At 70.4% G+C, this 24966-nt stretch carries 21 protein-coding genes; 8 read left to right on the top strand and 13 right to left on the bottom strand.

The window, feature by feature from the left end:
• Positions 1-5: 5 nt before the first annotated feature.
• From AS029_RS05755 to AS029_RS05735, 5 genes are all read right to left on the bottom strand, one after another.
• Positions 6-983, bottom strand: coding sequence for a helix-turn-helix transcriptional regulator (locus AS029_RS05755; RefSeq protein ID WP_058231608.1), 978 nt, complete (start codon positions 981-983; stop codon positions 6-8).
• Positions 980-1972, bottom strand: a complete 993-nt coding sequence (locus AS029_RS05750; RefSeq protein ID WP_058231607.1) for a helix-turn-helix transcriptional regulator — start codon at positions 1970-1972, stop codon at positions 980-982. The genes AS029_RS05755 and AS029_RS05750 overlap by 4 nt, the downstream gene beginning before the upstream one ends.
• A gap of 92 nt (positions 1973-2064) precedes the next feature.
• Entirely contained in the window at positions 2065-3012 is a 948-nt protein-coding gene (locus AS029_RS05745) for an FKBP-type peptidyl-prolyl cis-trans isomerase (protein ID WP_074615855.1), read from the bottom strand.
• A gap of 9 nt (positions 3013-3021) precedes the next feature.
• The gene (locus tag AS029_RS05740) at positions 3022-4041 is read right to left on the bottom strand and encodes a tRNA (adenine-N1)-methyltransferase (RefSeq protein WP_058231605.1); all 1020 of its coding nucleotides are present in this window, start codon (positions 4039-4041) and stop codon (positions 3022-3024) included.
• Positions 4038-4736: an HAD family hydrolase gene (locus AS029_RS05735; RefSeq protein ID WP_058231604.1), complete on the bottom strand. Its 699-nt coding sequence runs from the start codon at positions 4734-4736 to the stop codon at positions 4038-4040. Before AS029_RS05735 ends, AS029_RS05740 begins: the two co-directional genes overlap by 4 nt.
• Positions 4737-4835: 99 nt before the next feature.
• On the opposite strand from AS029_RS05735, the gene AS029_RS05730 reads away from it, so the two are divergent.
• Positions 4836-5702, top strand: coding sequence for a PAC2 family protein (locus tag AS029_RS05730; protein ID WP_058231603.1), 867 nt, complete (start codon positions 4836-4838; stop codon positions 5700-5702).
• A 256-nt stretch (positions 5703-5958) separates the two neighbouring features.
• Here AS029_RS05730 and AS029_RS05725 read toward each other — a convergent pair whose 3' ends face one another.
• The 3 genes from AS029_RS05725 to AS029_RS05715 form a co-directional block, all read right to left on the bottom strand.
• On the bottom strand, positions 5959-6657 hold the full coding sequence (locus AS029_RS05725; RefSeq protein ID WP_058231602.1) for a coenzyme F420-0:L-glutamate ligase: 699 nt from the start codon (positions 6655-6657) through the stop codon (positions 5959-5961).
• Positions 6654-7973 carry an RNA polymerase sigma factor gene (locus tag AS029_RS05720; protein WP_058231601.1) on the bottom strand — a complete coding sequence of 440 codons (1320 nt, stop codon included), beginning with the start codon at positions 7971-7973 and terminating at the stop codon, positions 6654-6656. The genes AS029_RS05725 and AS029_RS05720 overlap by 4 nt, the downstream gene beginning before the upstream one ends.
• Positions 7974-8246: 273 nt before the next feature.
• On the bottom strand, positions 8247-9173 hold the full coding sequence (locus AS029_RS05715) for a proteasome assembly chaperone family protein (protein WP_058231600.1): 927 nt from the start codon (positions 9171-9173) through the stop codon (positions 8247-8249).
• Between the two features lie 84 nt (positions 9174-9257).
• Here AS029_RS05715 and AS029_RS05710 point away from each other — a divergent pair, with 84 nt between their 5' ends.
• From AS029_RS05710 to sucB, 3 genes are read left to right on the top strand one after another with little or no spacing between them, the layout of a single operon-like run.
• Positions 9258-10724, top strand: a complete 1467-nt coding sequence (locus AS029_RS05710; RefSeq protein WP_058231599.1) for a leucyl aminopeptidase — start codon at positions 9258-9260, stop codon at positions 10722-10724.
• Positions 10721-12094, top strand: coding sequence for a dihydrolipoyl dehydrogenase (gene lpdA / locus AS029_RS05705; RefSeq protein ID WP_058231598.1), 1374 nt, complete (start codon positions 10721-10723; stop codon positions 12092-12094). Before AS029_RS05710 ends, lpdA begins: the two co-directional genes overlap by 4 nt.
• 54 nt (positions 12095-12148) lie before the next feature.
• Positions 12149-13873 carry a 2-oxoglutarate dehydrogenase, E2 component, dihydrolipoamide succinyltransferase gene (sucB, locus tag AS029_RS05700; RefSeq protein ID WP_058231597.1) on the top strand — a complete coding sequence of 575 codons (1725 nt, stop codon included), beginning with the start codon at positions 12149-12151 and terminating at the stop codon, positions 13871-13873.
• A gap of 17 nt (positions 13874-13890) precedes the next feature.
• On the opposite strand, the gene AS029_RS05695 is transcribed toward sucB, so the two are convergent.
• Complete coding sequence (locus tag AS029_RS05695) at positions 13891-14967, bottom strand: hypothetical protein (RefSeq protein WP_058231596.1); 1077 nt, start codon at positions 14965-14967, stop codon at positions 13891-13893.
• Positions 14968-15083: 116 nt separating this feature from the next.
• Between AS029_RS05695 and AS029_RS05690 the strand changes: the two genes are divergently transcribed.
• Positions 15084-15794, top strand: a complete 711-nt coding sequence (locus tag AS029_RS05690; protein WP_058231595.1) for a DUF4191 domain-containing protein — start codon at positions 15084-15086, stop codon at positions 15792-15794.
• Between the two features lie 50 nt (positions 15795-15844).
• On the opposite strand, the gene AS029_RS05685 is transcribed toward AS029_RS05690, so the two are convergent.
• Positions 15845-16273: an RDD family protein gene (locus AS029_RS05685; protein ID WP_058231594.1), complete on the bottom strand. Its 429-nt coding sequence runs from the start codon at positions 16271-16273 to the stop codon at positions 15845-15847.
• A 132-nt stretch (positions 16274-16405) separates the two neighbouring features.
• Here AS029_RS05685 and glnA point away from each other — a divergent pair, with 132 nt between their 5' ends.
• Together glnA and AS029_RS05675 are read left to right on the top strand one after the other, a co-directional pair.
• A complete protein-coding gene (glnA, locus tag AS029_RS05680; RefSeq protein ID WP_058231593.1) occupies positions 16406-17830 on the top strand; it encodes a type I glutamate--ammonia ligase in 1425 nt (474 codons plus the stop codon).
• Positions 17831-18324: 494 nt separating this feature from the next.
• Complete coding sequence (locus AS029_RS05675) at positions 18325-18897, top strand: hypothetical protein (protein WP_058231592.1); 573 nt, start codon at positions 18325-18327, stop codon at positions 18895-18897.
• A 7-nt stretch (positions 18898-18904) separates the two neighbouring features.
• On the opposite strand, the gene AS029_RS05670 is transcribed toward AS029_RS05675, so the two are convergent.
• Both AS029_RS05670 and AS029_RS05665 read right to left on the bottom strand, forming a co-directional pair.
• Positions 18905-19216, bottom strand: a complete 312-nt coding sequence (locus tag AS029_RS05670; protein WP_058231591.1) for a DUF2277 domain-containing protein — start codon at positions 19214-19216, stop codon at positions 18905-18907.
• Positions 19217-19259: 43 nt separating this feature from the next.
• A complete protein-coding gene (locus AS029_RS05665; protein WP_058231675.1) occupies positions 19260-20102 on the bottom strand; it encodes a GNAT family N-acetyltransferase in 843 nt (280 codons plus the stop codon).
• Positions 20103-20181: 79 nt separating this feature from the next.
• Here AS029_RS05665 and AS029_RS05660 point away from each other — a divergent pair, with 79 nt between their 5' ends.
• Positions 20182-21876, top strand: coding sequence for a long-chain-fatty-acid--CoA ligase (locus tag AS029_RS05660; RefSeq protein ID WP_058231590.1), 1695 nt, complete (start codon positions 20182-20184; stop codon positions 21874-21876).
• Positions 21877-21970: 94 nt separating this feature from the next.
• Here the strand turns inward: AS029_RS05660 and AS029_RS05655 are convergent, their stop codons facing one another.
• Entirely contained in the window at positions 21971-24961 is a 2991-nt protein-coding gene (locus AS029_RS05655) for a bifunctional [glutamine synthetase] adenylyltransferase/[glutamine synthetase]-adenylyl-L-tyrosine phosphorylase (RefSeq protein ID WP_058231589.1), read from the bottom strand.
• Between the last annotated feature and the right edge of the window lie 5 nt (positions 24962-24966).

The raw sequence follows: 24966 nt of genomic DNA, 5'->3' as shown, positions 1-24966 counted from the left end.
GGCGCTCACGACGACGCCGGTGCGTACTGCGCCAGGCCCGCCGCCGCCCACTCCGCCGCGGCACGGCGCGCACCGGCGGGCTCGAGCAGCTCGACGTCGCCGCCACGGCGCGCGGCGAGCCGCTTGAGGCTCTGCTCGTCGGCGAGGCGCAGCGACGCCACCGAGACGTCGTCGTCGATCTGCGTGATCTCGGCTCGCTCGAGGTAGTCGGCCAGGAGCGGGGCCACCGCCCGCGGGAAGCGCAGACGCGCCACCACCTCGTCTTCCGACGGCGCGAAGAGCTCCGGCACCTCGTCGCCGCCGTGCACCGCCGCGATGTCGGTCACGACGGCGTCGCTCACCCGGTCGAGGTGGAAGGTGCGCACCGCCTGGCGCAGGTGGTCCCAGCCCTGCAGGTACCACTGGCCGTTGGCGATGTGCACCTTGATGGGGTCGACCGTGCGGCTGGCCGGCTCCGCCCCGGGCGCGCGGTAGGTGAAGGTCACGGCCACGCGCGCGCGCAGCGCACGGTCGACGACGTCGCGCACGCCGTCGACGGGTCCGGGGGCGACGATGACGGCGGGTGGCGCGGCGGCGGCGCCGCGAGAGAGCTTGCCGAGGAGACCCGTGACGAGCTCGCTGTCGCCGAATCCGGGCAGGCTGCGCGCGAGCTGCAGGCCGGCGAGCAGCGCCGCCGCCTCACGGGCGGTGAGACGCGGCGAGCGTTCGAGGCCGACCGTGTTCGTGATGGCGATGACGTCGTCGCGGTCGAGCAGGTCCCAGTCGATGTCGAACAGGTCGTGCGGCAGCTGCCAGTAGCCGCTCTCGCCGGGGAGGCCGATCACGGTGAGGCGCTCGACCATCGCGCGCATCTCGGCGGGCGCGACGTCGAAGTCGGCGGCCGCCTCGGCGACCGACACCTCGCCCTTGCCGAGCAGGTACGGGACGAGCTGCAGCAGCAGCGCCGCGCGGTCCAGGGCCGCGACCGGACGCTCGGCGCTCACGCCGCGCCCCCGTGCAGGGCGACGGTGGCCTCGAGCCGTCGGATGACCTCGGCGCGTAGGTCGGCGGGCTCCACCACGCGTACTTCAGGGCCGTACGACGCGAGCTCGTCGGCGAAGACGTGCAGATCGACGAACGGCACGACGATGCCCTGCGGTGCCTCCTCTGCCCGCCGGGCGAGCCGCAGCGCGGCCTCGGTTCCGGGATGCACCTCCAGCAGCGCCCGTTGACGGTCGGCCACGGCGTGCAGTCCCTCGAGCGCCCGCTCCCCCGCCCCATCGCGCAGCTGTGCGGGGAAGGTGGCGCGCGTCACGGTGACATCACCCACGATGCGGGACAGCAGGAACGTGCGGTCGGCATCCATGTTGAGATCGAACCCGAACACGTGCCAGCGCGCCTCGTATTCGAGCAGGGCCAGCGGGCGGATGCGTCGCTCGCGCGGACGCGCCTCGCCGGGCCGCAGGTAGGTGAAGGTCACGACACGGCACTGCTCGATCGCGCGCTGCAGCGCGGGGAATGACGCGTCGCGCACGCGGATGCGGGGGGCGTAGCCGATGATCGGCTCGTCGACGGGGATGCCGAGGGCGCGGATCTTGCGCAGCCCGCTGCGCGCGTCGGCGGAGAGCGACTCGCTCCCCCACACGCTGCCCGCGATGTTGAGCAGCGCCACCTCGGCCGGGCTGAACGAGATGTCTTCCGGCAGGGCGTACTCGGCGGTCGGGACACGGTAGCGCGCCTCGCGGAGATCGTCGGGGTCGGTGCGGTTGCCAATGGTCTCGATCGGCACGCCGAGCCCGCGGAGGTTCTCCTTGTCGCGCTCGAACATCTTCTCGAGGGCGTCTTTCGAGGCGCCGGTCTCGAGCTGCTCCCGGTACCCGGCGACGGAGGAGAGGATCGTGTCCTTCGTCAGCCCCTGCTCGGTCGCCATCAGGGCGACGACGAGGTTGACCAAGCGCTCCTCGGGAGCGCTACGGAACGAGGCGGCGGACACCCGCCCATCCTAGGCGTCGCGACCAACAGCGCCGCGGTCCGGCCACACGGGCGGGCGCGTCGCGACCACCACGGGCGAGGAGCCGGCCGGCGTCAGCCGACGGTGCCGAGGATGTCGACGACGTACACCAGCGCCTTGTCGGCGGGGGCCTGCAGGATCTGCTGGTCCTGCTCGGTCTGGTCGGCCGGAACGACGATCAGCACCTGCGACCCGACGGTCTGCCCCTCGAGGGCCGACGCCATCGCCGGCGGCAGTACCGAGACCTTGGCCTGGCCGGGCGCGCCGTTCTTCCACGTCGAGGCGAAGGTCGTCTCGGCGCCCCAGGCGATGCCCTGCACGTGGATCACCACGGAGGAGTCGGCGGTGAGCGTGGCTCCGTCGCCCTTCTTGATGGTCTGCGAACGCGCCTCGGTCGGGGCGTCGCCGGCCGGGATGACGACGCCGGGCTGCCCGTCGGGTGCGCGGACGACCGACGGCATGCCGGAGTCGGCGTTGTACTGGTCGGCACCGTCGGCGGCGGGGAGGAAGACCTTGCGCACGTCGAACACGAAGACCGCGCCATCGCCCTCGGCGACGCCGAGAGCCTGCGCGCCCTGCGCGCCGAGATCGTCGCCGGGGATGGCGACGGCGACGCGGGAGCCCTCGGCCACGCACTGCATCAGCGGCGCGAGCGACGGGACCGCCTGGGTGAGGCGGGGCAGCGGCGTCGCGGTGGCGACGTCGGCGTTGTAGGGCGTGGCGACCAGTTCTTCGCCCGATGCGGCGTCGAACACGGTCACGTCGACCAGGGCCAGTTGCGACTCGGTGGTGATGCGCGGGCCGTCGCCCTCGATGAGGGTCGCGGTGCCCGCGGCCGACGGCACGAACGGAGACCGTACCGAGACGGTGGGCAGCGTTCCGACCTCACCAGGCGCGTCGACGACCGACGCGATCGCGTCGTCGGTCGGCGTCGGGCACGACGAAGCAGCGGATGCCGAGCACCCTACGAGGCCGAATCCGGCCAGAGCGGTCACGGCCACGAGAGCGGGAAGTCTGCGCACCGGAACAGTTTAGGCGGTCGGACCCGGCTCCCCCGACGCGGCACCCGCGACGGACTGCCGCACCCCGTCGGCGGACTTCTGCGCCTCGCGCACGCGCTTGCGGAGGTTCTTGTCGGTGATCTCGCGATCGCCGACGGCCCCCGGCGTCCACAGCTCCACGTCGTGGTCTCCGTAGCTGGACTTCGACGCGCGGCGCTTGACCTCGGGCGGGACGGCTCCGGGCGCCAGGCGGCGCGCGGTGATGAGGAAGCCGGTGTGCGCGACCATGCGGTGGTCGGGGCGCACCGCGAGGCCCTCGACGTGCCATCCGCGCACCATCGTCTCGCTGGCATCCGGTTCGGTGAACAGGCCGGTGGCGCGGATGTACTCGGCCACGCGGCTGAGCTGGGTCGCGGTGGCGATGTAGCAGAGCACCACGCCGCCGGGGGTCAGTGCGTCGGCGGCGGCGTCGATGCACTCCCAGGGCGCGAGCATGTCGAGCACGATGCGGTCGACGGATGCCGCGGCGACGGCATTCGGGAGGCTCTCGACGAGATCGCCCACGATCACCTGCCATGTGGCGGGCAGCTCGCCGTGGAAGGTCTCGACGTTCGCGCGGGCGACGTCGGCGAATTCCTCGCGGCGCTCGAACGACAGCAGACGACCGGCGGGGCCGATGGCGCGCAGGAGCCACAGCGACAGCGCGCCCGAGCCGACGCCCGCTTCGACGACCGTCGCACCGGGGAAGATGTCGGCCTGCGCGAGGATCTGGGCCGCGTCCTTCGGATAGACGATGGCGGCGCCGCGGGGCATCGACATGACGAAATCGCGCAGCAGGGGGCGCACGGCCAGGTACTCGTGACCGGAGCTGTTGGTGACGACGCTGCCGTCGGGCTGGCCGACGAGGAGCTCGTGCTTGAGCACGCCGTTGTGGGTGTGCAGTTCTCCCTGATCGCGCAGGGTGATGGTGTGCATGCGGCCCTTGGGGCCGGTCAGCTGCACCCGGTCGCCGACCCGGAAAGGGCCGCTCAGGTGGGGGGTCTCGCTCATCGGTTCACTCGCGTTTCGGTGGGGCGGGTCAGCACGTGCGCGGCGTGCAGGTCGCGCAGGTCGGCGGTCGTGCGGCCGGCGAGGCTCGGCCAGAGGGCGTGCGCGCCGACGCCGTCGAGCGACACCATCAGCGGCACCCCGAGCGACACCGCGCCGCTGGCGAGGGCCGAGCGCAGGCCGTTGGGGCTGTCTTCGACGGCGACGGTGTCGCGGATGTCGACGCCGAGAAGGGTCGCGGCCTGCAGGTACGGGTCGGGATGGGGCTTCGGGCGCTCGACGTCGTCGCCGGCGACGACGACGTCGAAGGCCGCGAAATCGATCAGGTCGACGACCGAGAGCGCCATGCGCCGCATCGACATCGTCACCAGCGCCGTCTTGACCCCGTTGGCCTTCAGGTCGGCCAGCAGCTCACGCGCTCCGGGCCGGAACGGCACACCGGTGGTGGCGAGCTGGCGCAGCACCTCGTCGGTCAGGTAGGCGATGATGTCGTCGACACCCCACGGGACGCCCGCGTTCTGCAGCAGTCGCGCGGAGTCCTCGAGGGCGAGCCCCACCATGCCGAGGGCCTGTTCGTGCGTCCACGTGCCGCCGAAGCGTTCGACCAACGGGGTCTCGGCGGCCATCCAGTAGGGCTCGGTGTCGACGAGCGTGCCGTCCATGTCCCACAGGACCGCGGCGGGGGCCGGAGAAGTCATCGTTCCATCGTATCGAGGGCGGGCGGCGTCGCCGTCCGGCCCCCGGCTCGCGCGTGCGCCTATTCTGGAAGCCAGCCCCGACGGGGCAGAGGAGGTTGCGTGGACGCACTGGGTCGCCGGATCATCGTCGCCGCTTTCGACGGCTGGAACGACGCCGGAGAGGCCGCGTCGGCGGCAGCGTCGTTGCTGCGCGCCGACGTGGAGTACGAGGTCGTCCACACGGTCGACCCCGAGCTCTACTTCGACTACCAGTACACGCGGCCCCAGATCGGACTGGATGCCGAGGGTCGGCGCACCCTCACCTGGCCCGAAGCCACGCTGCTGCGCCCGGTCGCCCGTTCCGACGACGCCGAGATCTGGTTGCTCGTGGGAGTGGAGCCCGCCCGGGCCTGGCAGGCGTTCGCGGCCGAGTTCATCGACGTCGCGCTCCGCGAAGACGTCACGGGGTTCGTCGCCCTCGGGTCGATGATGTCGGACGTGCCGCACACCCGCCCCATCTCCGTCTTCGCCGGCAGCGACAACGAGGCCGTCCGTCAGTCGCTCGGGCTCGAGCGGAGCCTTTACGAGGGACCCGTCGGCATCCTGAGCGCCATCGGTCACGCGTCCGAACAGGTGGGCATCCCCACCGCGAGTCTGTGGGCGAGCGTGCCGCACTACGTCGCCGGTCACACGCCGTCACCGAAGGCGACTCTCGCGTTGCTGGAACGGCTCGAATCGATCACCGGCATCACCGTGCCGCGCGGCGACCTCGAGGCGGAGTCGCGGCAGTGGGAGGCGTCTATCGACGCCGCTGCGGCCGACGACGAGGAGATGAGCGACTACATCCGTCAGCTCGAGCAGACGCGAGACACCTGGGACTCCCCCGAGGCGTCGGGCGACGCCATCGCGCAGGAGTTCGAGCGGTACCTGCGTCGTGGCGGCGAGGGCCCGGCCAAGCCCGGTCGCGACGACCCGCCTCGTCGCTGACGTCCCACCTCGACGCCCTGTCGGCTGCTGTGCCGGCGCTCTGGCCGCCAACCCGGTCGAGGATCCTGCGTGGACCCGAGCACGGAGTGTCGCGCGGTGCTCAGCAGGTTCGACACCGAAGGTCGCGAGTCCGATGCGCGCGACCTACCGCGCGCCGACGCGGCGCGGGCTCGTGGCGGCCGGGGCCTGAGCTCCGGCATCCGGAAATGCTCGAGGGCCGCCCCCGCGAAGGGGGCGGGCCTCGAGCGTGATGGTGTCAGCCGTGGCGGACGATGCCGAGCGGCGTCGACTCGTGGCCCTGGCCGAGCGGGTTGTCTTTCAGGATGGCGACGAGGCGCTTCTCGCCGGCCTTGTCCATCGTCGAGCCGAGGATGTTGCCGCCGAGATCGTTGATGTCGACAACGGCCACCTGCAGGTCGCCGCCGAGCAGCTTCTTGAGGCGCGCGGCGACTTCGCGGGGACGCTCCGGGCCGAGCACGACGGCCTGGTTGTACGGCGGGATCGTGCCGCTGGTGGGGCCGTCGATCGCGCGGGCCTTGTCGCCGGCGATGCGGTAGAAGTCGCCCTTGCGGCCCAGCGCCTTGGTCACCGCCGAGACTGCCGCGGCGACCAGGATGCGGGGCGTGCCGCACTCGCGCAGCGCCATCTCCATCGTCTCGGGCATGCCGAGACCGATGCCGTACGGCGTGCGGGTGACGTACTTCGACAGGAACAGCGCGAGCTTGCGCGGCTTGATCGCGTCGAGTTTGTACGAACGGCCCTGCGTGATCGCCACGATCTTCTCGGTGACGAACAGCAGGTCGCCCGGCTGCACGGCATCCTTCGCGTACTCGAGGATGAATGCGTCGAGATCGTCGCCCGGCATGACGACCCGCGTGCGGATCGGGATGCGAGCGTACGAGGTGCCCTCGACGGTACGGGTGAGCGCCTTGCCGGCGTTGGCCTCGCCGCTCATTCGAGGTAGTCCCGGAGCGACTGCGAGCGGCTGGGGTGACGCAGCTTCGCCATGGTCTTCGACTCGATCTGACGGATGCGCTCGCGCGTGACGCCGAACGTGTCGCCGATCTGGTCGAGGGTCTTGGGCTGACCGTCGCCGAGGCCGAACCGCATGCGGATGACGCCCGCCTCGCGCTCGCTGAGCGAGTCGAGGAGCGACTCCAGCTGACGCTGCAGCATGGTGAAGCCGACCGCGTCGGCGGGGACGACGGCCTCGGTGTCTTCGATGAGGTCGCCGAACTCGCTGTCGCCGTCTTCACCCAGGGGGGTGTGCAGAGAGATGGGCTCGCGGCCGTACTTCTGCACCTCGATGACCTTCTCGGGGGTCATGTCGAGTTCGCGGCTCAGCTCTTCGGGCGTGGGTTCGCGACCGAGGTCCTGCAGCATCTGGCGCTGCACGCGCGCGAGCTTGTTGATGACCTCGACCATGTGCACGGGGATGCGGATGGTGCGGGCCTGGTCGGCCATGGCGCGCGTGATCGCCTGGCGGATCCACCAGGTGGCGTAGGTCGAGAACTTGAAGCCCTTGGTGTAATCGAACTTCTCGACCGCACGGATCAGACCCAGGTTGCCCTCCTGGATGAGGTCGAGGAACTGCATGCCGCGACCGGTGTAACGCTTGGCGAGCGAGACGACCAGGCGCAGGTTGGCGCCGAGCAGGTGGCTCTTGGCCCGCTGCCCGTCGCGGGCGACCCACTGCAGGTCGAGACCGAGCTGGCTCGTCTTCTCGGCCGCCGACATGTTCGACAGCTTCTCTTCGGCGAACAGGCCCGCTTCGATGCGCATGGCGAGCTCGACCTCTTCGGCCGCGTTCAGCAGCGGGACTTTACCGATCTGCTTCAGGTAGTCCTTGACCGGGTCGGCGGTCGCGCCGGTGATCTGCGCCGAGTAGACGGGGACGTCCTCGTCGTCGCTCGACGAGATGACGATCGCGCCCTGGGGCAGCGCCTCGGCCGGCTTGGCGGGGGCCTCGTCGTCGTCGTCATCGGACTTCTTCGCGTCGCCCTTGGCGTCGTCGGAATCGTCGGAGTCGTCGCTGTCGTCGACCTCGATCTCGACGTCGCCCTCGTCGTCGACGTCCTCTTCGTCTTCGAGGTCGTCGTCCTTGGCTTTGGTCTTCGCCTTGGCGGGCGTCGCCTTGGCCTTGGCCGGGGCCTTCTTGGCGGGAGCCTTCTTCGCGGCCGTCGTCGTCGACGCCGCTACGGTCTCCTCGGAGTTCTCGAGCTCGGTGTCCTTCGCACTCCGGGAGCGGGTCTTGGTTGTCGTGCCTGCCACGTTTCGCCTTTCACCGGGAACGTACGTTGCACGGCCGCCGGTCGTTCTCGGACACTAGTAAGACCCTTGTCAAGTCCCGATCCGAGGAGCGGGGGCTCCTGGACCGGTTGACAACGGGTCAGGTTCTTCATTGTCTCACATCCTCGGACCGGGACTTGACGCGGACCGGGGATCTATGCGTAGACAACGTCGCGGGACCGCCGCGCATTCCCCGGATGCCGTGGCCCCGGCATCCGACGTTCTTCCGGTGGCCGCCGATGGGCGCAGGATCGCTCAGCCGAGTTTGCCGCGGCGGTCGTCGTCGCCGGGGCGCGAGGCGAGGAAGCGCTCCAGCTCGGCGGCGAGCTCGTCGGCGCTGGGCAGGTCGCCGGTGTGGATGATCGGCGTCGCCTGGGTGGAGCCGGCCATGTAGGCGTCGTAGCGCTCCTCGAGGTTTTCGAGCATGCGCGTGAGGTCGTCGCTCGCCTCGACCTGCTCGGTGACCTTCGCGAGGAACTCGCGGTTCTCCTCGCGCAGGACCTCGCCCGAGAAGACCAGACCGGTGGCGACGGTGAGACTGTCGAGCGCCGCGAGGGCGGCCGCCGGGTACTCGGTGTCGCCGAGGTAATGGGGCACGAGCAGGGCGAAACCCGCGACCTTCGCGCCGGCCTCGGCGAAGCGGTATTCGAGCAGGTGGCCCGCCGTCGAGGGCACCTGGGTGTGCGGACGCCACACCGAGTGCGCCTCGGCGAGGTCGGCGCGCGTGCCGCTGACGGTCGTGCCGATGGGGCGGGTGTGCGGCACCGGCATGGGGATGGCGTGCACCCACGTGATCGACGAGACCTGGAGTCCGGCCGCGAGTTCGAGCACCGCCTCGGCGAACGCCTCCCAGAGGAAGTCGGGCTCGTAACCGGCGAGCAGGAGGAATGGCGCACCCAGCGAGTCGTGCGCCAGCGAGAGCTCGAGGCGCGCGGGACGGTAGTCGGTGAGGTGGTCTTCGACGAAGGTGATGAGCGGTCGCCGAGCCCGATAGTCGAGCAGGACGTCGTTGTCGAACACCACGAGCGGGTTCGGGGCGAGATCGTTGCGGAAGTACTCGACCAGGCGCGTCACCGCGCCGCCGGCGTCGGTGAACCCGGTGAGCGAGATCACCAGGGGCAGGCCCGACGGCACGGGCGGCGCCGCGGGGGCACGGTCGTACAGCGGGGCGGATGCGGGCATACCTCCACTCTACGAGCGCTGCCGGATCGTCGGTCGCGGTGCGTCCCGCTGCTAGCGAACACACCCGAACCTAGGATGGATGCCATGCCCTTCCCCTCTGTGGCGTACACCGACGCCCCCGTACGCGAGTCCGACGCCGATGCGATCCTGCTGATCGTCCCGACCCTCTCGGAGGGGGCGCCCGACCCCGATGGATGGGACGGCCTCGGCGCCGCGCTGACGGCCGTCGGCTTCACCGGAGCGACTGGTTCGTTCCAGCGCGTGCATGTTCCGGGCGTGCAGACGCCGCTCGCCGTCGCGGGTGCGGGCACCGACCCGGGCGAAGCCGCCCTGCGGGATGCCGCGGGCGTGGGCCTCCGTCAGCTGACCGGTTTCGCGCACGTGGCGGTCGAGTCGCTCGTCGACGCCCCGTGGCGTCCGATCGCCGAGGGCGCGGCCCTCGGCGGCTACCGCTTCGCCGACTACAAGAAGAAGTCGCCCAAGGCGCGCGCCGCCCGTGTAAGCGTGGCCGCCTCCGCTGAGCCGTCGGAGGCCGACACCGCGGCCGTGGCGGCCATCGCCGGCGCCGTGGCGCTGGTGAAAGACCTCGTGACCACCCCGGCCGAGTGGCTCGGACCCGCCGACTTCGCCGACGCCGCCGTGAAGGCGGTGGAGGGGCTGCCCGTCGACGTCGAGGTGCTCGACGAGGCCGCCCTGCGCGACGGCGGCTACGGCGGCATCCTGGGTGTGGGACAGGGCTCGGACCGCCCGCCCCGTCTCGTTCGACTCGACTACTCCCCCGCCGATGCCGTGCGTCACGTTGCGCTCGTCGGCAAGGGCATCACGTTCGACACCGGTGGCCTCTCGCTCAAACCAGCCGCATCCATGGTCGGTATGAAGTACGACATGTGCGGCGCGGCGACGGTGCTCGCGGTGTTGAAGGCCGCGGCCGAGATGCAGCTTCCGGTGCGGCTCAGCGCCTGGCTCTGCATCGCCGACAACATGCCGTCGGGTCGGGCCACCCGCCCGGGCGACGTGCTGCGTACGCTCGACGGCACCACGGTCGAGGTGCTCAACACCGACGCCGAGGGGCGCCTCGTACTCGCCGACGGCCTGGCCGCCGCGAGCCGTGAGAAGCCCGACCTCATCGTCGACGTCGCCACGCTCACCGGCGCCATCACCGTCGCCCTGGGCAACCGCCACACCGGCGTCATGGGGGACGACGCCGCGGTCGCGGCGTACCTGGCCGCGGCGGGCCGTGCGGCCGAGCTCGCGTGGCAGCTCCCGCTGCCCGACCACATGGTCGACGACCTCGACTCCCCCATCGCCGATCTGCAGAACGCGAAGATCGGCGACCCGGCCGGTGGTTCGCTGTTCGCCGGACTCTTCCTGCGGCACTTCGTCGGGCGCGTCTCGGAAGACGCCGACGCCGCCCGCATCCCGTGGGTGCACCTCGACATCGCCGGCGTCGGCATGAACAAGTCCGCGCCGTTCGGGTACACCGACAAGGGCGTGACCGGCGCGACGGTGCGCTCACTCGTCGAGTTGCTCGCCGCGGAGGCCGCGCGATGACCGAGTACACGGCCGACGTCGTCGTCCTGGGCGGCGGAAGCGGCGGCTACGCGGCCGCTCTGCGTCTCGCCGAGCTCGGGAAGGACGTCGTCCTCGTCGAGAAGGACAAGCTCGGCGGCACGTGCCTGCATCGCGGGTGCATCCCCACCAAGGCCCTGCTGCACGCCGGCGAGGTCGCCGACGCCGCCCGCTCGGCCGCTGACATCGGCGTGAACGTGACCCTCGGGGGCATCGACCCGGCGCGCGTGCGCGCCTACCGCGAGGGCATCGTCGCGAAGAAGTACAAAGGCCTCGAGGGGCTGATCTCCGCCCGCGGCATCCGTGTCGTCTCGGGTGAGGGCGCGCTCGAGACCGGGCCCGCCGTGCGCGTCGGAGACGACCTGTACCGCGGCGCCGACGTCATCCTCGCCACCGGCTCCTACAGCCGGAGCCTGCCGGGCCTGGAGATTGGTGGTCGCGTGCTCACCAGCGAGCAGGCCCTCGATCTCGACGTCATCCCGGAGCGTGTCATCGTGCTCGGCGGCGGCGTCATCGGCGTCGAGTTCGCGAGCGTGTGGCGATCGTTCGGCGTCGACGTCACGATCGTCGAGGCCCTGCCGCATCTGCTCCCCGCCGAAGACGCCTCGTCCAGCAAGGCTCTGGAGCGGGCCTTCCGCAAGCGCGGCATCGCGTTCCAGCTGGGCCGACGATTCGCCTCGCTGACGCAGACGGCGGATGCCGCGACGGTCACGCTCGACGACGGGTCCGAGCTGTCGGCCGACTACGTCCTCGTCGCCGTCGGCCGCGGGCCTGCGACCGCGGGCCTCGGATACGAGGAGGCGGGGGTCGTGCTCGACCGCGGCTTCGTGCAGACCGACGAGCGACTGCGCACCGCCGCCGCGCACGTCTGGGCCGTGGGCGACATCGTCCCCGGTCTGCAGCTCGCCCACCGCGGATTCCAGCAGGGCATCTTCGTCGCCGAAGAGATCGCGGGTCTGTCGCCCGTGCTCGTGCCCGACGTCGACGTCCCGCGCGTCGCCTACTCGCACCCGGAAGTGGCCTCCGTGGGGCTCACCGAAGCGCAGGCGCAGGATCGTTATGGATCCGAGGCCGTCAAGGCATACGAATACAACCTGGCCGGCAACGGCCGCAGCGAGATCATCGGCACGTCGGGCATCGTCAAGATCGTCCGCCGCATCGACGGCCCCGTCGTGGGCGCGCATCTCGTGGGCGATCGCGTCGGAGAGTTGATCTCCGAGGCGCAGCTCGCCGTGGGCTGGGAGGCGCACCCCGAAGACGTCGCGCCGTTCGTCCATGCGCACCCCACCCAGAGCGAGGCGCTCGGCGAGGCCTTCCTGGCCCTCGCCGGCAAGCCCCTGCACGCACTCTGACCGCCAACCGGTCACTAAGCTAGATACCGCATCCGGTACGAAGGAGACATATCCATGAGCACTTCCGTCGTCCTCCCCGCTCTCGGCGAGAGCGTCACCGAGGGAACGGTCACCCGCTGGCTCAAGCAGGTCGGTGACACCGTCCAGGAGGACGAGGGCCTGTTGGAGATCTCGACCGACAAGGTCGACACCGAGATCCCCTCCCCCATCTCGGGAGTCATCGAGGAGATCCTCGTCCAGGAAGACGAGACGGTTGAGGTCGGTGCCGTCCTCGCCAAGATCGGCGACGGCTCGGGTGCCGCGTCGTCGGACGACGCTCCGCAGGCGGCTCCGGCCGAGCAGGAGTCCGAGCCGGCTCAGGAGGCCGCGCCCGCCGAGGCCGCGCCCGCTGAACAGGCCGCTCCCGCCGAGCAGTCCGCCCCCGCCGCCGGTGGCGACTCGACCGAAGTCAAGCTCCCCGAACTGGGCGAGAGCGTGACCGAGGGCACCGTGACCCGCTGGCTCAAGGCCGTCGGCGACGACGTCGCCGTCGATGAGCCGCTTCTCGAGATCTCGACCGACAAGGTCGACACCGAGATCCCTTCGCCGGTTGCCGGCACGCTGCAGGAGATCCTCGTTCAGGAAGACGAGACGGTCAACGTCGGCGCCGCGCTCGCGCGCATCGGCAGCGGTGCGGCCCCCGCCGCGCAGCCCGAGGCGCCCGCCCCGGCCGCGGAGGAGAAGCCCGCTGCTCCCGCCGTGGAGGAGAAGCCCGCTGCTCCCGCCGCCGAGGAGAAGCCCGCTGCTCCCGCCGCCGAAGAGAAGCCCGCCGCTCCCGCCGCGGAGGAGAAGCCCGCCGCGTCGTCGTCGAACGACGACATCACCTACGTGACCCCTCTGGTGCGTCGCCTGGCGCAGCAGCAGGGCGTCGACCTCGCCTCGGTCACGGGCAGCGGTGTCGGCGGTCGTATCCGGAAGGAAGACGTCTTGAAGGCGGCGGAGGCTGCCAAGGCCGCGCCCGCCGCGTCGTCGGCGCCCGCAGCCGCGGCCCCGGCCGCCGCGCCGGCCCCGGTCGAGGTCTCGCCGCTGCGCGGAACGACGCAGAAGATGTCGCGTCTGCGCAAGGTCATCGCCGAGCGCGCCGTGGCGTCGATGCAGGCCACCGCGCAGTTGACCACCGTGGTCGAGGTCGACGTGACGAAGGTCGCGGCGCTCCGCGACCGCGTGAAGGGCGAGTTCCAGCAGAAGACCGGCGACAAGCTGTCGTTCCTGCCGTTCTTCGCGATCGCCGCCATCGAGGCGCTCAAGACGTACCCGATCATCAACTCCACGGTCGAGGGCGACGAGATCGTCTACCCCGCCCAGGAGAACATCGCGATCGCGGTCGACACCGAGCGCGGTCTGCTCACCCCCGTGATCAAGGAGGCGGGCGACAAGAACATCGCGCAGCTCGCTCGCGAGATCGCCGACCTGGCCGCGCGCACGCGCGACAACAAGCTGAAGCCCGACGAGCTCGCGGGCGGCACCTTCACGCTGACCAACACCGGTTCGCGTGGCGCGCTGTTCGACACCCCGATCGTCTTCCTGCCGCAGTCGGCCATCCTCGGTCTCGGCGCCGTGGTGAAGAAGCCGGGCGTCGTCTCGGTCGACGGCAAGGACGCGATCTCCGTGCGCTCGTACGTGTACCTCGCGCTGTCGTACGACCACCGCACGATCGACGGTGCCGACGCCGCCCGCTTCCTCGGCGCGGTCAAGGCCCGCCTCGAGGCGGCGCAGTTCGAGGGCGACCTCGGCTACTGACACCGCTGAACACCGGCTCATGATGGCTGGTCCGCGCTCGTTCCGACGGCGCGGACCAGCCATCGGTCTTCCTGCCGCACGACCGTGACGTAGTGCACTGTCGACTCGACCGTGAGGCGCACGACGAACACCCCGCCGAAGTCGTCGATCAGCTCGATGGCGGCGTCCGCCGCGCCGGGAGGGAGCGGTTCCCGCATACCGGCGGAGACCTCTGTGAAGGAGGTCACGCAGGCGGCGTCGCCGGCGCATCGGTCGACAGCGGTGAAGAGGGCCCGGGCGGCTTCGACGGGGTCTTCGGACGGCAGAGGGTCGGAGGTTCGCGATGGTGTGGGCGAGGCCTCAGCCTCCCTTTCCGCCGAGGTGGAGTACGCTGCCGTCGGCGCCGACGCCGTCGCCGGCTCCCCGGTCGGGGTTGTGATGCGGCTCACTCCCGCGGGGAGAACGCCGGGATCGGACGCCCTCGCGTCTTTCGACTGCGGCCACAGCAGCACCGCCGCGACGACGACGAGCGCGCCGACCGCGCCGGTCATACCGAGCCGGACGGCCCGCGAGCTGCGCCAGCGTTCACGGACGTCTCGCAGCACTTCCCGAACGGCATCCGCCAGGTCCGCATCGACGAGCGCGAGCACGCGCGGCGCCGACGCCGCGTTGTCAGGCGCGCGCGCCGGCCGCGGCTCACGGTCGGCCGGCGTGAGAGGGCCCAGAACGAGCGGCATGGGCTCGGCGTACCGGAAGAGCTGCCGTTCGAGTGATTCCCAGTCCCGCGGCGGCGACGTGAGCACGCTCTCCCGCGCTCGCTTCAGGATCTCCCGAGTGGGTTCGTCGGACGCGATCGCCGTGACCCGCTCGAGGGTGTCGGCGGTGGCCGCGACGGCATCCGGGCCCTCCGCCTCCTCCCGCACGATCGGACATCCGTCCGACCGGAGCCACCACCGCACACCCGAGAACGCCGCGGTCGCCTGACGGCACCCGCGCAGAAGTGCGACAGCCACGGTCACGATCTCGCCCGGAGCGAAGGGGAGGTCACTGCGCGAACGTCGATCAAGATAGGCCTCGAACGGTTCGACGAGAACGGATGCCGTGGAACTGCTCATCCCCCGATGGTGTCGATGAGAGCCAGCGGCCGCGGCGCGCCGAGGTCCGATCGGGGATGGCGGGCATGATCGGGCCGCTGGGGAGGAGGGGGCGGCGGCGAAGATAGAATCGAGCCATGGCCGCTCGCACTTCCACGCCCGAGAAGCGTCCGGGCTTCTTCTCGCAGCTCAAAACGCTCTACACCTTCACCCAGAAGGAGTACCGGTGGCTGCCGTTCCTGCTGGCGGGCATCGTGCTCGTGGGCATCGCCCTCGGCGTGCTCATCGGCTTCCTCATCCCGCCGCTGGCGGTGTGGAGCATCATCCTCTGGGGTGTCACGGGTCTGCTGGCTGGCATCCTGGCCGCGATGATCACCATGACGCGCCTGTCGACCACCGCGATGTACAAGAAGATCGACGGGATGCCGGGTGCCACCGGCCACGTGCTGTCGTCGTCGCTCGGCCGCAACTGGCAGGCGTCGGAGACGCCCGTCGCGGTGAACCCGCGCACGCAAGAGGCTCTCTACCGCGCTATCGGGCGCGGCGGCGTCGTCCTCATCGGCGAGGGCAACCGCAGCCGCCTGACGCGTCTCGTGGGCGAGGAGCGCGGCCGGGTGCAGCGCGTCGCCTCGGGCGTGCCCGTCACCGTGCTCTACGTCGGGCACGGCGACGACGAGGTGCCGATCGCCAAGCTCGCCTCGTCTATCAAGGCGCTGCCCAAGAAGGTGGACCGTGCCACCATGGCCGCCGTCATCAAGCGCGTGTCGTCGGTCTCGCAGGGTCTGTCGTCGTTGCCGATTCCGAAGGGCGTCGACCCGACCAAGATGCGCTCACCGCGTCCGCGCTGACCCCGCGAACGACGAAGGCCCCCGCCGGTGCGGGGGCCTTCGTCATATCGTCAGGTGCGGACGAGCAGGGTGCCGACGGCTTTGTCGTGCAGGCCGCGCTGGTCGGCGTCCCACACCACCGCGGGGATGATGAGCGCGAGGAGCACGGTGCGCACGATCGGACGCCACGCCCCCACCCACCCCCCGGATGCGCGCTCGAGTCGCATGCCCATGATGCGGTGGCCGGGGCTTCCCCCGATCAGCGGGATGAACAAGATCTGCACCGCGAAGAAGATGACGTTCGCCGCGACCGGATTCGCGAACGGGACGCCGGTCACGGGATCGGGGGTCGAGAAGAAGGCGAAGCCGATGAGCCCGGCACTCGCGACGTCGATCAGCAGAGCGGCGATCCGGCGGCCCGGGCGCGCGATGGAGCCGCGTCCCTCGCGGGGAAGGCCGAGCCGCTGGCCCGGGTATTCGTACTCGGCGGGTGCGGTCACGGCATCCACAGTAATCGGGTCCACGTAACATGCCGGAAACATGCGAGATATCGCCGAGACACCGGTTCTGTATAGGGTCGAGGAGGCTGGGCGAGGCCCGCCGATCCCGAATGTTCTACCTCTGGAGTCTTCATGTTCAAAGATTCGTCCGAGGTGCTCAAGTTCATCCAGGACGAGGACGTCAAGTTCCTCGACATCCGTTTCACGGACCTTCCTGGTGTGCAGCAGCACTTCAACATCCCCGCCTCGACCGTCGACGAGGAGTTCTTCACCGTCGGACAGCTGTTCGATGGCTCGTCGATCCGCGGGTTCGCGAACATCCACGAGTCGGACATGCAGCTGATCCCCGACGTGACCACGGCGTACGTCGACCAGTTCCGCGAGGCCAAGACCCTCGTGATGATCTTCGACATCTACAACCCGCGCAACGGTGAGATCTACTCGAAGGACCCGCGTCAGGTCGCCAAGAAGGCCGAGAAGTACCTCGCCTCCACCGGCATCGCCGACACCGCGTTCTTCGCCCCCGAGGCCGAGTTCTACATCTTCGACGACGTCCGTTACGAAGTGAAGCAGAACTCGAGCTTCTTCTCGGTCGACTCCGAAGAGGGCGCCTGGAACACCGGCCGCGTCGAAGAGGGCGGAAACCTCGCCAACAAGACCCCCTACAAGGGCGGCTACTTCCCGGTCTCCCCCGTCGACAAGACGGCCGACCTGCGCGACGACATCACGCTGAAGCTGATCGAGGCGGGCTTCGCCCTCGAGCGCTCGCACCACGAGGTCGGCACCGGTGGTCAGCAGGAGATCAACTACCGCTTCGACACGATGCTGCACGCGGCCGACGACATCCTGAAGTTCAAGTACATCGTCAAGAACACCGCCGAGCTCTGGGGCAAGGTCGCGACCTTCATGCCCAAGCCGCTCTTCGGTGACAACGGCTCCGGCATGCACACCCACCAGTCGCTGTGGAACGACGGCAAGCCGCTGTTCTACGACGAGACCGGCTACGGCGGGCTCTCCGACATCGCCCGCTGGTACATCGGTGGTCTGCTGGCGCACGCGCCCGCCGTCCTCGCCTTCACCAACCCGACCCTCAACAGCTACCACCGTCTGGTGAAGGGCTTCGAGGCGCCGGTGAACCTGGTGTACTCGGCCGGTAACCGCTCCGCGGCCATCCGTATCCCGATCACGGGCACCAACCCCAAGGCCAAGCGCATCGAATTCCGCGCCCCCGACGCCTCGGGCAACCCGTACCTCGCGTTCGCCGCCCAGCTGATGGCCGGCATCGACGGCATCAAGAACCGCATCGAGCCCCACGAGCCCGTCGACAAGGACCTCTACGAGCTCCCCGCCGAAGAGGCCGCGAACATCCCGCAGGTTCCGAACTCGCTGCTCGACTCGCTCGAGGCCCTGCGCGCCGACCACGAGTTCCTGCTCGCCGGTGGCGTCTTCACTCAGGAGCTCATCGACACCTGGATCGAGTACAAGATCGAGAACGAGATCCAGCCGATGGCTCAGCGCCCGCACCCCTTCGAGTACGAGCTGTACTTCGGGGTCTGATCGCCTCAGCATCACGTCGACGCCCGTCCCCGCCGTTTCGCGGGGGCGGGCGTCGTCCGTTCTCGACGTGCGCGCTGGCTACCCTTCGCGGGAGGAGGCGGCCCCGTAAGGTGTTTACGGTGCCTCCGCACGACGTTCCCCGGGGTGCAGTCGTTCGGTTCTTACGGGGCGTCGTTCAGGGCGAGGGGATCGCCGCGCGGTGACTACGTTGAGCCGGCTGATAGCCACGATGCCCGCAGAAGCGTCAAGAACGGGTTCGTCGGATGGAGCGTCGGCATCGACGGCTCACCTGTGCCGCAGTACGAGCCCGTCGAGCAGACGGGTTACCTCGATCCGTCGGCGGAATCGTTCAAGCACTTCGTGGTCGGCCTGCGGAGAGCACTCGACACGACAGGAGCCGACCGGTGATTCTACGCAGGCGGGGCTCATTCCCTGCATTCGTCGCGAGTACGATACTCGCCGCCACCGTTCTGACCGGATGTGGAAGTCCGCAGGTGTCCCCCAGTGGAACCCCGAACGCAACGTCGACCGGCGCCGCGAGCTTCGAGGAGGCGAAGGCGGTCAACCTCGAGTTCAAAACGGCGGTGGCCGACGTGCAGAAGCACCTTTTCGACGGCGAATGGCGTGTCGGCGAGTACGGCGACGTTCCGGAGTCGTGCGGCGACGGCTACCAGTTCTTCCTGCGGCGGAAACTGCCGCAGGGTTTCTCCTTCGATGGTCAGGGGCCTGAGCGCATGGCGGAGCTGAGTTCGTGGATAGGCGCCAACGGGTGGCAGATTGCCCCCTCTCCCACCTATGGAGAGGGCATCGACAACGTCGTCATCGTGGCCGGCAAGCCGGAGGCGAGGGTGGCCCGCCTCGACGTCGATCTGCTGCCGGGCGTGGCGGCGGAGGGCACGGTCGACGTGCTCGAGATTCGCGCTACCTCAACGTGCGAGCCGGGCGACGCCGCGGGGATCCTCGACCAGCTGCGCGGCCCGCTGACCGCGGTGCCCGAGGACACGGGCATCCCGGATCTCGAGAGCCCCGACGCCACTCCCCTGTTCGAGCGCTTCGAAGAGGGGTGAGCAGGTTCTACCCGGCCCGTTCGGCTCGCTTCTGCTCCTGGAACACCCGGATCGCCTCGTAACGCTCCGCTGAGCGCGCTTGGCGCTTCGCCGCCTCGACCTCGCGGACTTTCGGGGGCGCGGCGGTGACGAGGTCATCGAGGAGCACGCGAACGGATGCCGTGATCTCGGTGACGGCGCGATCGAACACCGCCTGATTCGCCCGCGACGGGGTCGTGGTCCCGACGATCTTGCGAACGAACTGCAGCGCGGCGTCGTGGCATTCGGCATCCGTCGCCGGGGGCGTGAAGTTGTGCAGGGGAACGATGTTGCGGCACATGTCCGACAGGCTAGGCCGATCGTGCGAGCCGCGCGAGGGGTGCTCAGTCCGCGGGGATCTCGACCAGCCGGAACCACCGGCCGACCGGCTGCAGACGCGTCAGCGTGGGCACGAAGTGAGGGTCGCTCACGTGCCCGTCGAAGTCGACGCGGGCGTGTCCGCGATCGGCCAGCCGGTCGAGCGACCGGCGCACGCACCCTTCGACGAGGAGCTCGCCATCGGGTTGCGCACGCGAGGTGGTCTCGGTGACGACGAGCGCCGGATCGCTGTCGACGAAGACCAAGGACAGTGCCAGGATGCCACCGGCGGAGTCGACGGCGACCGACGACGCGTCGACGTCGATCTCGTTCCACAGGTCCTCGTTGAGCGCGTCGGCGAAACCGTCACGGACGGGACTCCACGACTCGTGGACCCAGCGATACATGTCGGCGTGGGCCGCCTCGACCCGGGAGCGGTCGACTCCGGCGAGGGGTTGCACGCGGGAATCGGAGCGCAGCGCGTCGCGCATCTTCAGATCCACCCGCACGGGAGGGACCACCTGCACCGTCGTCGCACCGAGGGCGTCGGCGAAACGCAGCGACTCGTCGCCGACGTATCCTCGCGCCGCGAACGGGAGGTCGCGACAGCGCAGGGATGCGAGATGGCGCACCATCCCCGAACCCACCCCGCGCCGGCGATGTGCGGGGTGCACGACCACCTCGAGCCAGAACCGATCGTCATGCACGCGCGACAACCAGATCGCCCCCGCGCCGACGATCTCGCCGCCCTCGAGAGCGACGGCCGAGCGCGTCTCGTCTCCCCGCCAGAGGTCCTGCGCCAGCATGCGTCCCTCCCACCAGTCGGGCGAGGTGGACAGATCGGTCTCGGTCAGCGCGCGATAGGCCACGTCCCCATCGAAGCAGACGACCGGCACGGCTCCGGTCAAGCGCCGTTGCGATGTCGGAGGGGCTTGGAAGGATGGAGTCATGCCGGACTCCCCCTACGCCTCGCGCCCGTGGTCGACGTCGTACGCCGAGGGGGTGCCGCTCGAGATCGAGGATCCCTCGCAAACGCTTCCCGAGATGCTGGCGGCCTCGGTCGCGACGTACGGCAAGAAGGTCGCGCTCGAGTTCTTCGGCGCATCGACGACGTACGTCGAGCTCGGAGATCAGGTCGCACGGGCCGCTGAGGGGTTGCGCCGTCTGGGCGTGCGGGCCGGCGACCGGGTCGCCCTCGTGCTGCCCAACTGTCCGCAGCACGTCGTCGCGTTCTACGCGGCGCTCCGCCTCGGCGCGATCGTGATCGAGCACAACCCGCTCTACACGGCCCGCGAACTGCGTCACCAGTTCGAAGACCACGGCGCTCGGTTCGCCGTCGTGTGGGACAAGCTGGCCGACACCGTCGCGGACTTCCCCTCCGACCTGGCGCTCGAGCACATCGTGAGTGTCGACATCACGGAGGCGTTCCCGCTGGGCAAGCGTCTCGCCCTGCGCCTCCCGGTGGCGAAGGCACGGCAGGCCCGCGCGCAGCTCACCGCGGCGCCCACGTCGAAACGACCGTCTCGCTGGAAGGCGTTGTCGACGCACGGTCGCCTGTCGAAGAAGCACTCCGGGCCCCGGCTCGACGACATCGCTCTGCTGCAGTACACCAGCGGCACGACCGGTACTCCCAAGGGAGCGATCCTCACACATGCCAACCTGCGCGCGAACGCGATGCAGGGCCGCGCCTGGGTTCCCGGCCTCCACGACGGTGAAGAGACGTTCTACGGCGTGCTGCCGCTCTTCCACGCCTACGGTCTGACCCTGTGCCTGACGTTCGCGATGAGCATCGGGGCGAAGCTCGTGCTGTTTCCGAAGTACGACCTCGACCTCGTCGTCACCGCGGCGAAGAAGAGCCCCCCGACGTTCCTGCCGGCGGTGCCGCCGATCTACGACCAGCTCGCCCGCGCGGCCGCACGGGGCACGATCGACCTGACCACCGTGCGGTTCGCGATCTCGGGGGCGATGAGCCTGCCGGTCGCCACCGTCGACCGCTGGGAGCAGGCCACCGGCGGCCTCCTCGTCGAGGGGTACGGCATGACCGAGTCCTCCCCCGTCGCGCTCGGCAATCCCATCGGCCCCTCACGGCGGCCGGGCACGGTCGGCGTGCCGTTCCCCAGCACCGAGATCCGTGTCGTCGACCCCGAGAACCCCTCCGTCGACCGCGCGCTGGGCGAGGCGGGCGAGCTGCTTCTGCGCGGTCCCCAGGTCTTCCAGGGCTACTGGCAGCGACCCGCCGACACCGCCGACACGCTCCTTCCCGGCGGGTGGCTCCGCACGGGAGACATCGCGACGGTCTCGTCCGACGGGTTCGTGACGATCGTCGATCGGCTGAAAGAGATCATCATCACGGGCGGGTTCAACGTCGCGCCGAGCGAGGTGGAAGACGTCCTCGTCTCGCATCCCGACATCGACGCGGCAGCGGTCGTGGCGCTCCCCAAGCCCCGCGGCGGAGAAGACGTGGCCGCGGCGATCGTCGTGCGCGACGGTGTCGAGATCGAACCCGAGGCCGTACGCGACTTCTGCAAGACGCGGCTGGCCGCCTACAAGGTGCCGCGGCGCATCGTCGTCGTCGATGAGCTGCCGCGCTCGCTCATCGGCAAGGTGCTTCGGCGCGAGGTTCGCGAGCGTCTGATGTCGTGACGGTGAGGGATGCCGGGGCGTCGAGTCGACGGCTTCGGGCTGTGCGGATGCCACGGCGTCCGGCATCCGTCATCCCGGCGAAGCGTGGGCCGGCTCAGCCGTAGAACAGCTTGTCGAACACCCGTCGGGCGCGCCGCGTCGCACCGAGGTAGTCCTCCTCGACGCGCGTGGCGGAGCGAGGCGGGTACTCCAGGATGCGCCCGATCCCGTCGAGCCGCACCCGGTCGGCGGGGAGCACGTCGCTCGTCTGGCCCGACAGCAGCGTGTTCGCCGACCGCAGCCGGCTCGCCAGGTGCCAGGCCGCCGCGAGCTTCTGCGCCGCATCGGCCTCGACGACGCCCGCCTGCACCGCGGCGTCGAGCGCGGCGAGGGTGGAGGTCGTGCGCATCGCCGGCACGGCCCGGGCGTGCTGCAGCTGCAGCAGCTGCACGAGCCACTCGACGTCGCTGAGCGACCCCGGCCCGAGTTTCAGGTGGCGGGCGGGATCGGCACCCTGCGGCAGACGCTCGTTCTCGACGCGGGCCTTGATGCGGCGGATCTCGCGCAGGCCGTTCTGGTCGGCCGACTCGGGGTAGCGCACCTCGTCGGCGAGGTCCATGAACGCCCGGATGAGCTTCACGCTACCGGCCACGCCGCGCGCTCGGAGCAGCGCCTGGGCCTCCCACGACAGCGACCAGCGTCGGTAGTACTCCGCGTACGCCTCGATCGAGCGGGCGAGCGGACCGCTGCGGCCCTCGGGTCGCAGTTCGGCGTCGAGGTCGAGGGGCAGGCGATGGTCCTCGGAGTGCTCGCGGAGGCCCGCCACCAGCTTCAGCGCCAGCTGGCTCGCACGCTGCGGGTCGACGCCGTTCGCGCGGTAGACGTACATGACGTCGGCATCCGACCCGAAGCCCATCTCCCGCCCGCCGAAACGTCCCATGGCTATGACCGCGAAGTCCAGGTCGTCGTCTTCGGGGGGAACGACCACGCGCCGCACCGCGCGCAGGGTCGCTTGAATCGTGACCTCGGTGATGGTCGACAGCGCGTCGGCGAGTTCCTCCAGGGATACCGTGCCGAGGACGGCGGCCATCGCCACGCGCAGCATCTCGCGGCGGCGAAGCGCCCGCACCGATCGCATGGCGTCGTCGATGTTCTGCCAGCGGGTCTGGATCGCCCGCGCCTCTTCTTCGAGGGCCTTCCCGGAGCGGGGGCGCAGGAGCGCGTCGTCGTCGAGCCAGGCGACGGATTCGGGGATCCATTCCATGAGCTCGCCGATGTACCGCGAACCCGACAGCACCCGGGTGAGGCTCTCCGCGGCCCCGGCGGAGTCGCGCAGCATACGCAGGAACCACGGGGTGTTGCCCAGCCGCTCGCTGATGCGGCGGAAAACGAGCAGGCCGTAATCGGGGTCGACGCCGTCGGCGAACCACCGGATCATGACCGGCATGAGATGCCGCTGGATCGTCGCCTTGCGGCTCAGACCGCTCGTCAGGGCCGCGATGTGACGCAGAGCACCCGCGGGGTCGCGGAAGCCGATCGCCGCGAGGCGGTCGCGCGCCTGCTCGGTCGACAGCGTCCGCTCCCCCTCGGGCAGCGACGCCACCGCCGACAGCAGCGGCCGGTAGAACAGGCGCACGTGGATGTCGCGCACCTCGCGTTTGATGCTCTCCCACGCGGCCTGGACCCCGGATGCCGAGTCGGCCAGGCCTGTCGCCCGCGCGAGCACCCGTAGGTCGTCGTCTTTCTCGGGCAGCAGAGCCGTGCGGCGCAGACCCCGCAGCTGCAGGCGATGCTCCAGCAGGCGCAGGAGGCGGTAGTCACGGCCAAAGGCCTCGGCCTCGGACCGCCCGATGTACCCCTCGGCCACCAGGGCGTCGAGCGCCTCCAGACTGCCGCGCTGACGGATGCGCTCATCCGTCAGACCGTGCACGAGCTGCAGCAGCTGCACGGTGAACTCGACGTCGCGGATGCCGCCGGGCCCGAGCTTGAGCTGGCGGTTCACCTCTCCCGCGGGGATGTGCTCGGTCACGCGCTCGCGCATGCGCTGCACGCCCTCGACGAAGTTCTCGCGCGCCGCGCTGTGCCAGACGAGCGGCTGCACCGCCGCCACGTATTCGGCGCCGAGCACGGGATCGCCGGCGATCGCCCGCGCCTTCAGCAGCGCCTGGAACTCCCAGCTCTTCGCCCAGCGGTCGTAGTACTGCCGGTGCGAGGCGAGAGTGCGCACGAGCGCGCCCTGCTTGCCCTCGGGGCGGAGGTTCGGATCGACCTCCCAGAGCGGAGGTTCGATCTCGGGGCTCGAGATGCCGCGCATGGTCTGGACCGCGAGGCGGGTGCCGATGTCGATCGCCCGTGCCTCCGACACGACCTCCTGGTCGGCCGTGCCGCCCACGAAGATGACGTCGACATCGCTGACGTAGTTGAGCTCGCGCGCGCCGGTCTTGCCCATGGCGATGATCGCGAAGCGCGTGGCCTCGACCTGCGCGCGCGGGAAGGCGCCCGGTCCGGGCGTCGACACGCGCGTTCGTGCGACGCTCAGCGAGGCTTCGAGGGCGGCACCGGCGATGTCGGCGAGCGCGGCCGAGACGACGTCGATGGCGCCGGCCGGGTCGTCCTGACCGAGGTCGTAGGCGGCGATGCGGGCCAGCAGACGGCGGTACCGCACCCGCAGGGCGACCCACGCGGCATCCGTCCCATCGGCGGCGAAGCCGTCGACATCACCGACGGATGCCAGCAGCTCGGCGCGCATCGTCTGCTCGTCGGGGAGGGTGAGTCCCGCTCCCGAGAGGTGCGCGAGCTCGTCGGGGTGCCGCAGGTAGAACTCGGCGAAGCCGTCGGAGGCGCCGACGAGATCCCAGAGCGCTCGCCACGCGCCCGCGTCGGCGGCCGCCGCGCGCACCGCGGCGACGTCGCGACGGGCCACCTGCAGAATGGCACGGAGAGCGCCGTCGGGGTCGGCGACGCGCTGCGCCGACTGCATGGCACCCGCCCTGTCGACACCGACGGTCTGCTCGAGCTCGCCGAGGAGCGTGTCGGCCTCGGCGAGCCGGGAGAAGCCGGTGCGAGCGAGCGCGGTGAGCGCGGTGGAGCGGTCGCCCGAGCTCATCGGTC

The organism is Microbacterium enclense (genome assembly GCF_001456955.1).
Lineage (GTDB): Bacteria > Actinomycetota > Actinomycetes > Actinomycetales > Microbacteriaceae > Microbacterium > Microbacterium enclense.
The sequence above is the reverse complement of the archived record's forward strand: the minus strand, read 5'-3'. Positions and strand labels throughout refer to the sequence as shown.

Excerpts from the sequence above, each read along its gene's own strand:
- AS029_RS05740 (WP_058231605.1), bottom strand. The coding sequence starts at position 4,041 with ATGAGCGAGACCCCCCACCTGAGCGGCCCTTTCCGGGTCGGCGACCGG.
- AS029_RS05735 (WP_058231604.1), bottom strand. The coding sequence starts at position 4,736 with ATGACTTCTCCGGCCCCCGCCGCGGTCCTGTGGGACATGGACGGCACG.
- AS029_RS05725 (WP_058231602.1), bottom strand. The coding sequence starts at position 6,657 with ATGAGCGGCGAGGCCAACGCCGGCAAGGCGCTCACCCGTACCGTCGAG.
- AS029_RS05715 (WP_058231600.1), bottom strand. The coding sequence starts at position 9,173 with ATGCCCGCATCCGCCCCGCTGTACGACCGTGCCCCCGCGGCGCCGCCC.
- AS029_RS05710 (WP_058231599.1), top strand. The coding sequence starts at position 9,258 with ATGCCCTTCCCCTCTGTGGCGTACACCGACGCCCCCGTACGCGAGTCC.
- lpdA (WP_058231598.1), top strand. The coding sequence starts at position 10,721 with ATGACCGAGTACACGGCCGACGTCGTCGTCCTGGGCGGCGGAAGCGGC.
- sucB (WP_058231597.1), top strand. The coding sequence starts at position 12,149 with ATGAGCACTTCCGTCGTCCTCCCCGCTCTCGGCGAGAGCGTCACCGAG.
- AS029_RS05695 (WP_058231596.1), bottom strand. The coding sequence starts at position 14,967 with ATGAGCAGTTCCACGGCATCCGTTCTCGTCGAACCGTTCGAGGCCTAT.
- AS029_RS05690 (WP_058231595.1), top strand. The coding sequence starts at position 15,084 with ATGGCCGCTCGCACTTCCACGCCCGAGAAGCGTCCGGGCTTCTTCTCG.
- glnA (WP_058231593.1), top strand. The coding sequence starts at position 16,406 with ATGTTCAAAGATTCGTCCGAGGTGCTCAAGTTCATCCAGGACGAGGAC.
- AS029_RS05670 (WP_058231591.1), bottom strand. The coding sequence starts at position 19,216 with ATGTGCCGCAACATCGTTCCCCTGCACAACTTCACGCCCCCGGCGACG.
- AS029_RS05660 (WP_058231590.1), top strand. The coding sequence starts at position 20,182 with ATGCCGGACTCCCCCTACGCCTCGCGCCCGTGGTCGACGTCGTACGCC.
- AS029_RS05655 (WP_058231589.1), bottom strand. The coding sequence starts at position 24,961 with ATGAGCTCGGGCGACCGCTCCACCGCGCTCACCGCGCTCGCTCGCACC.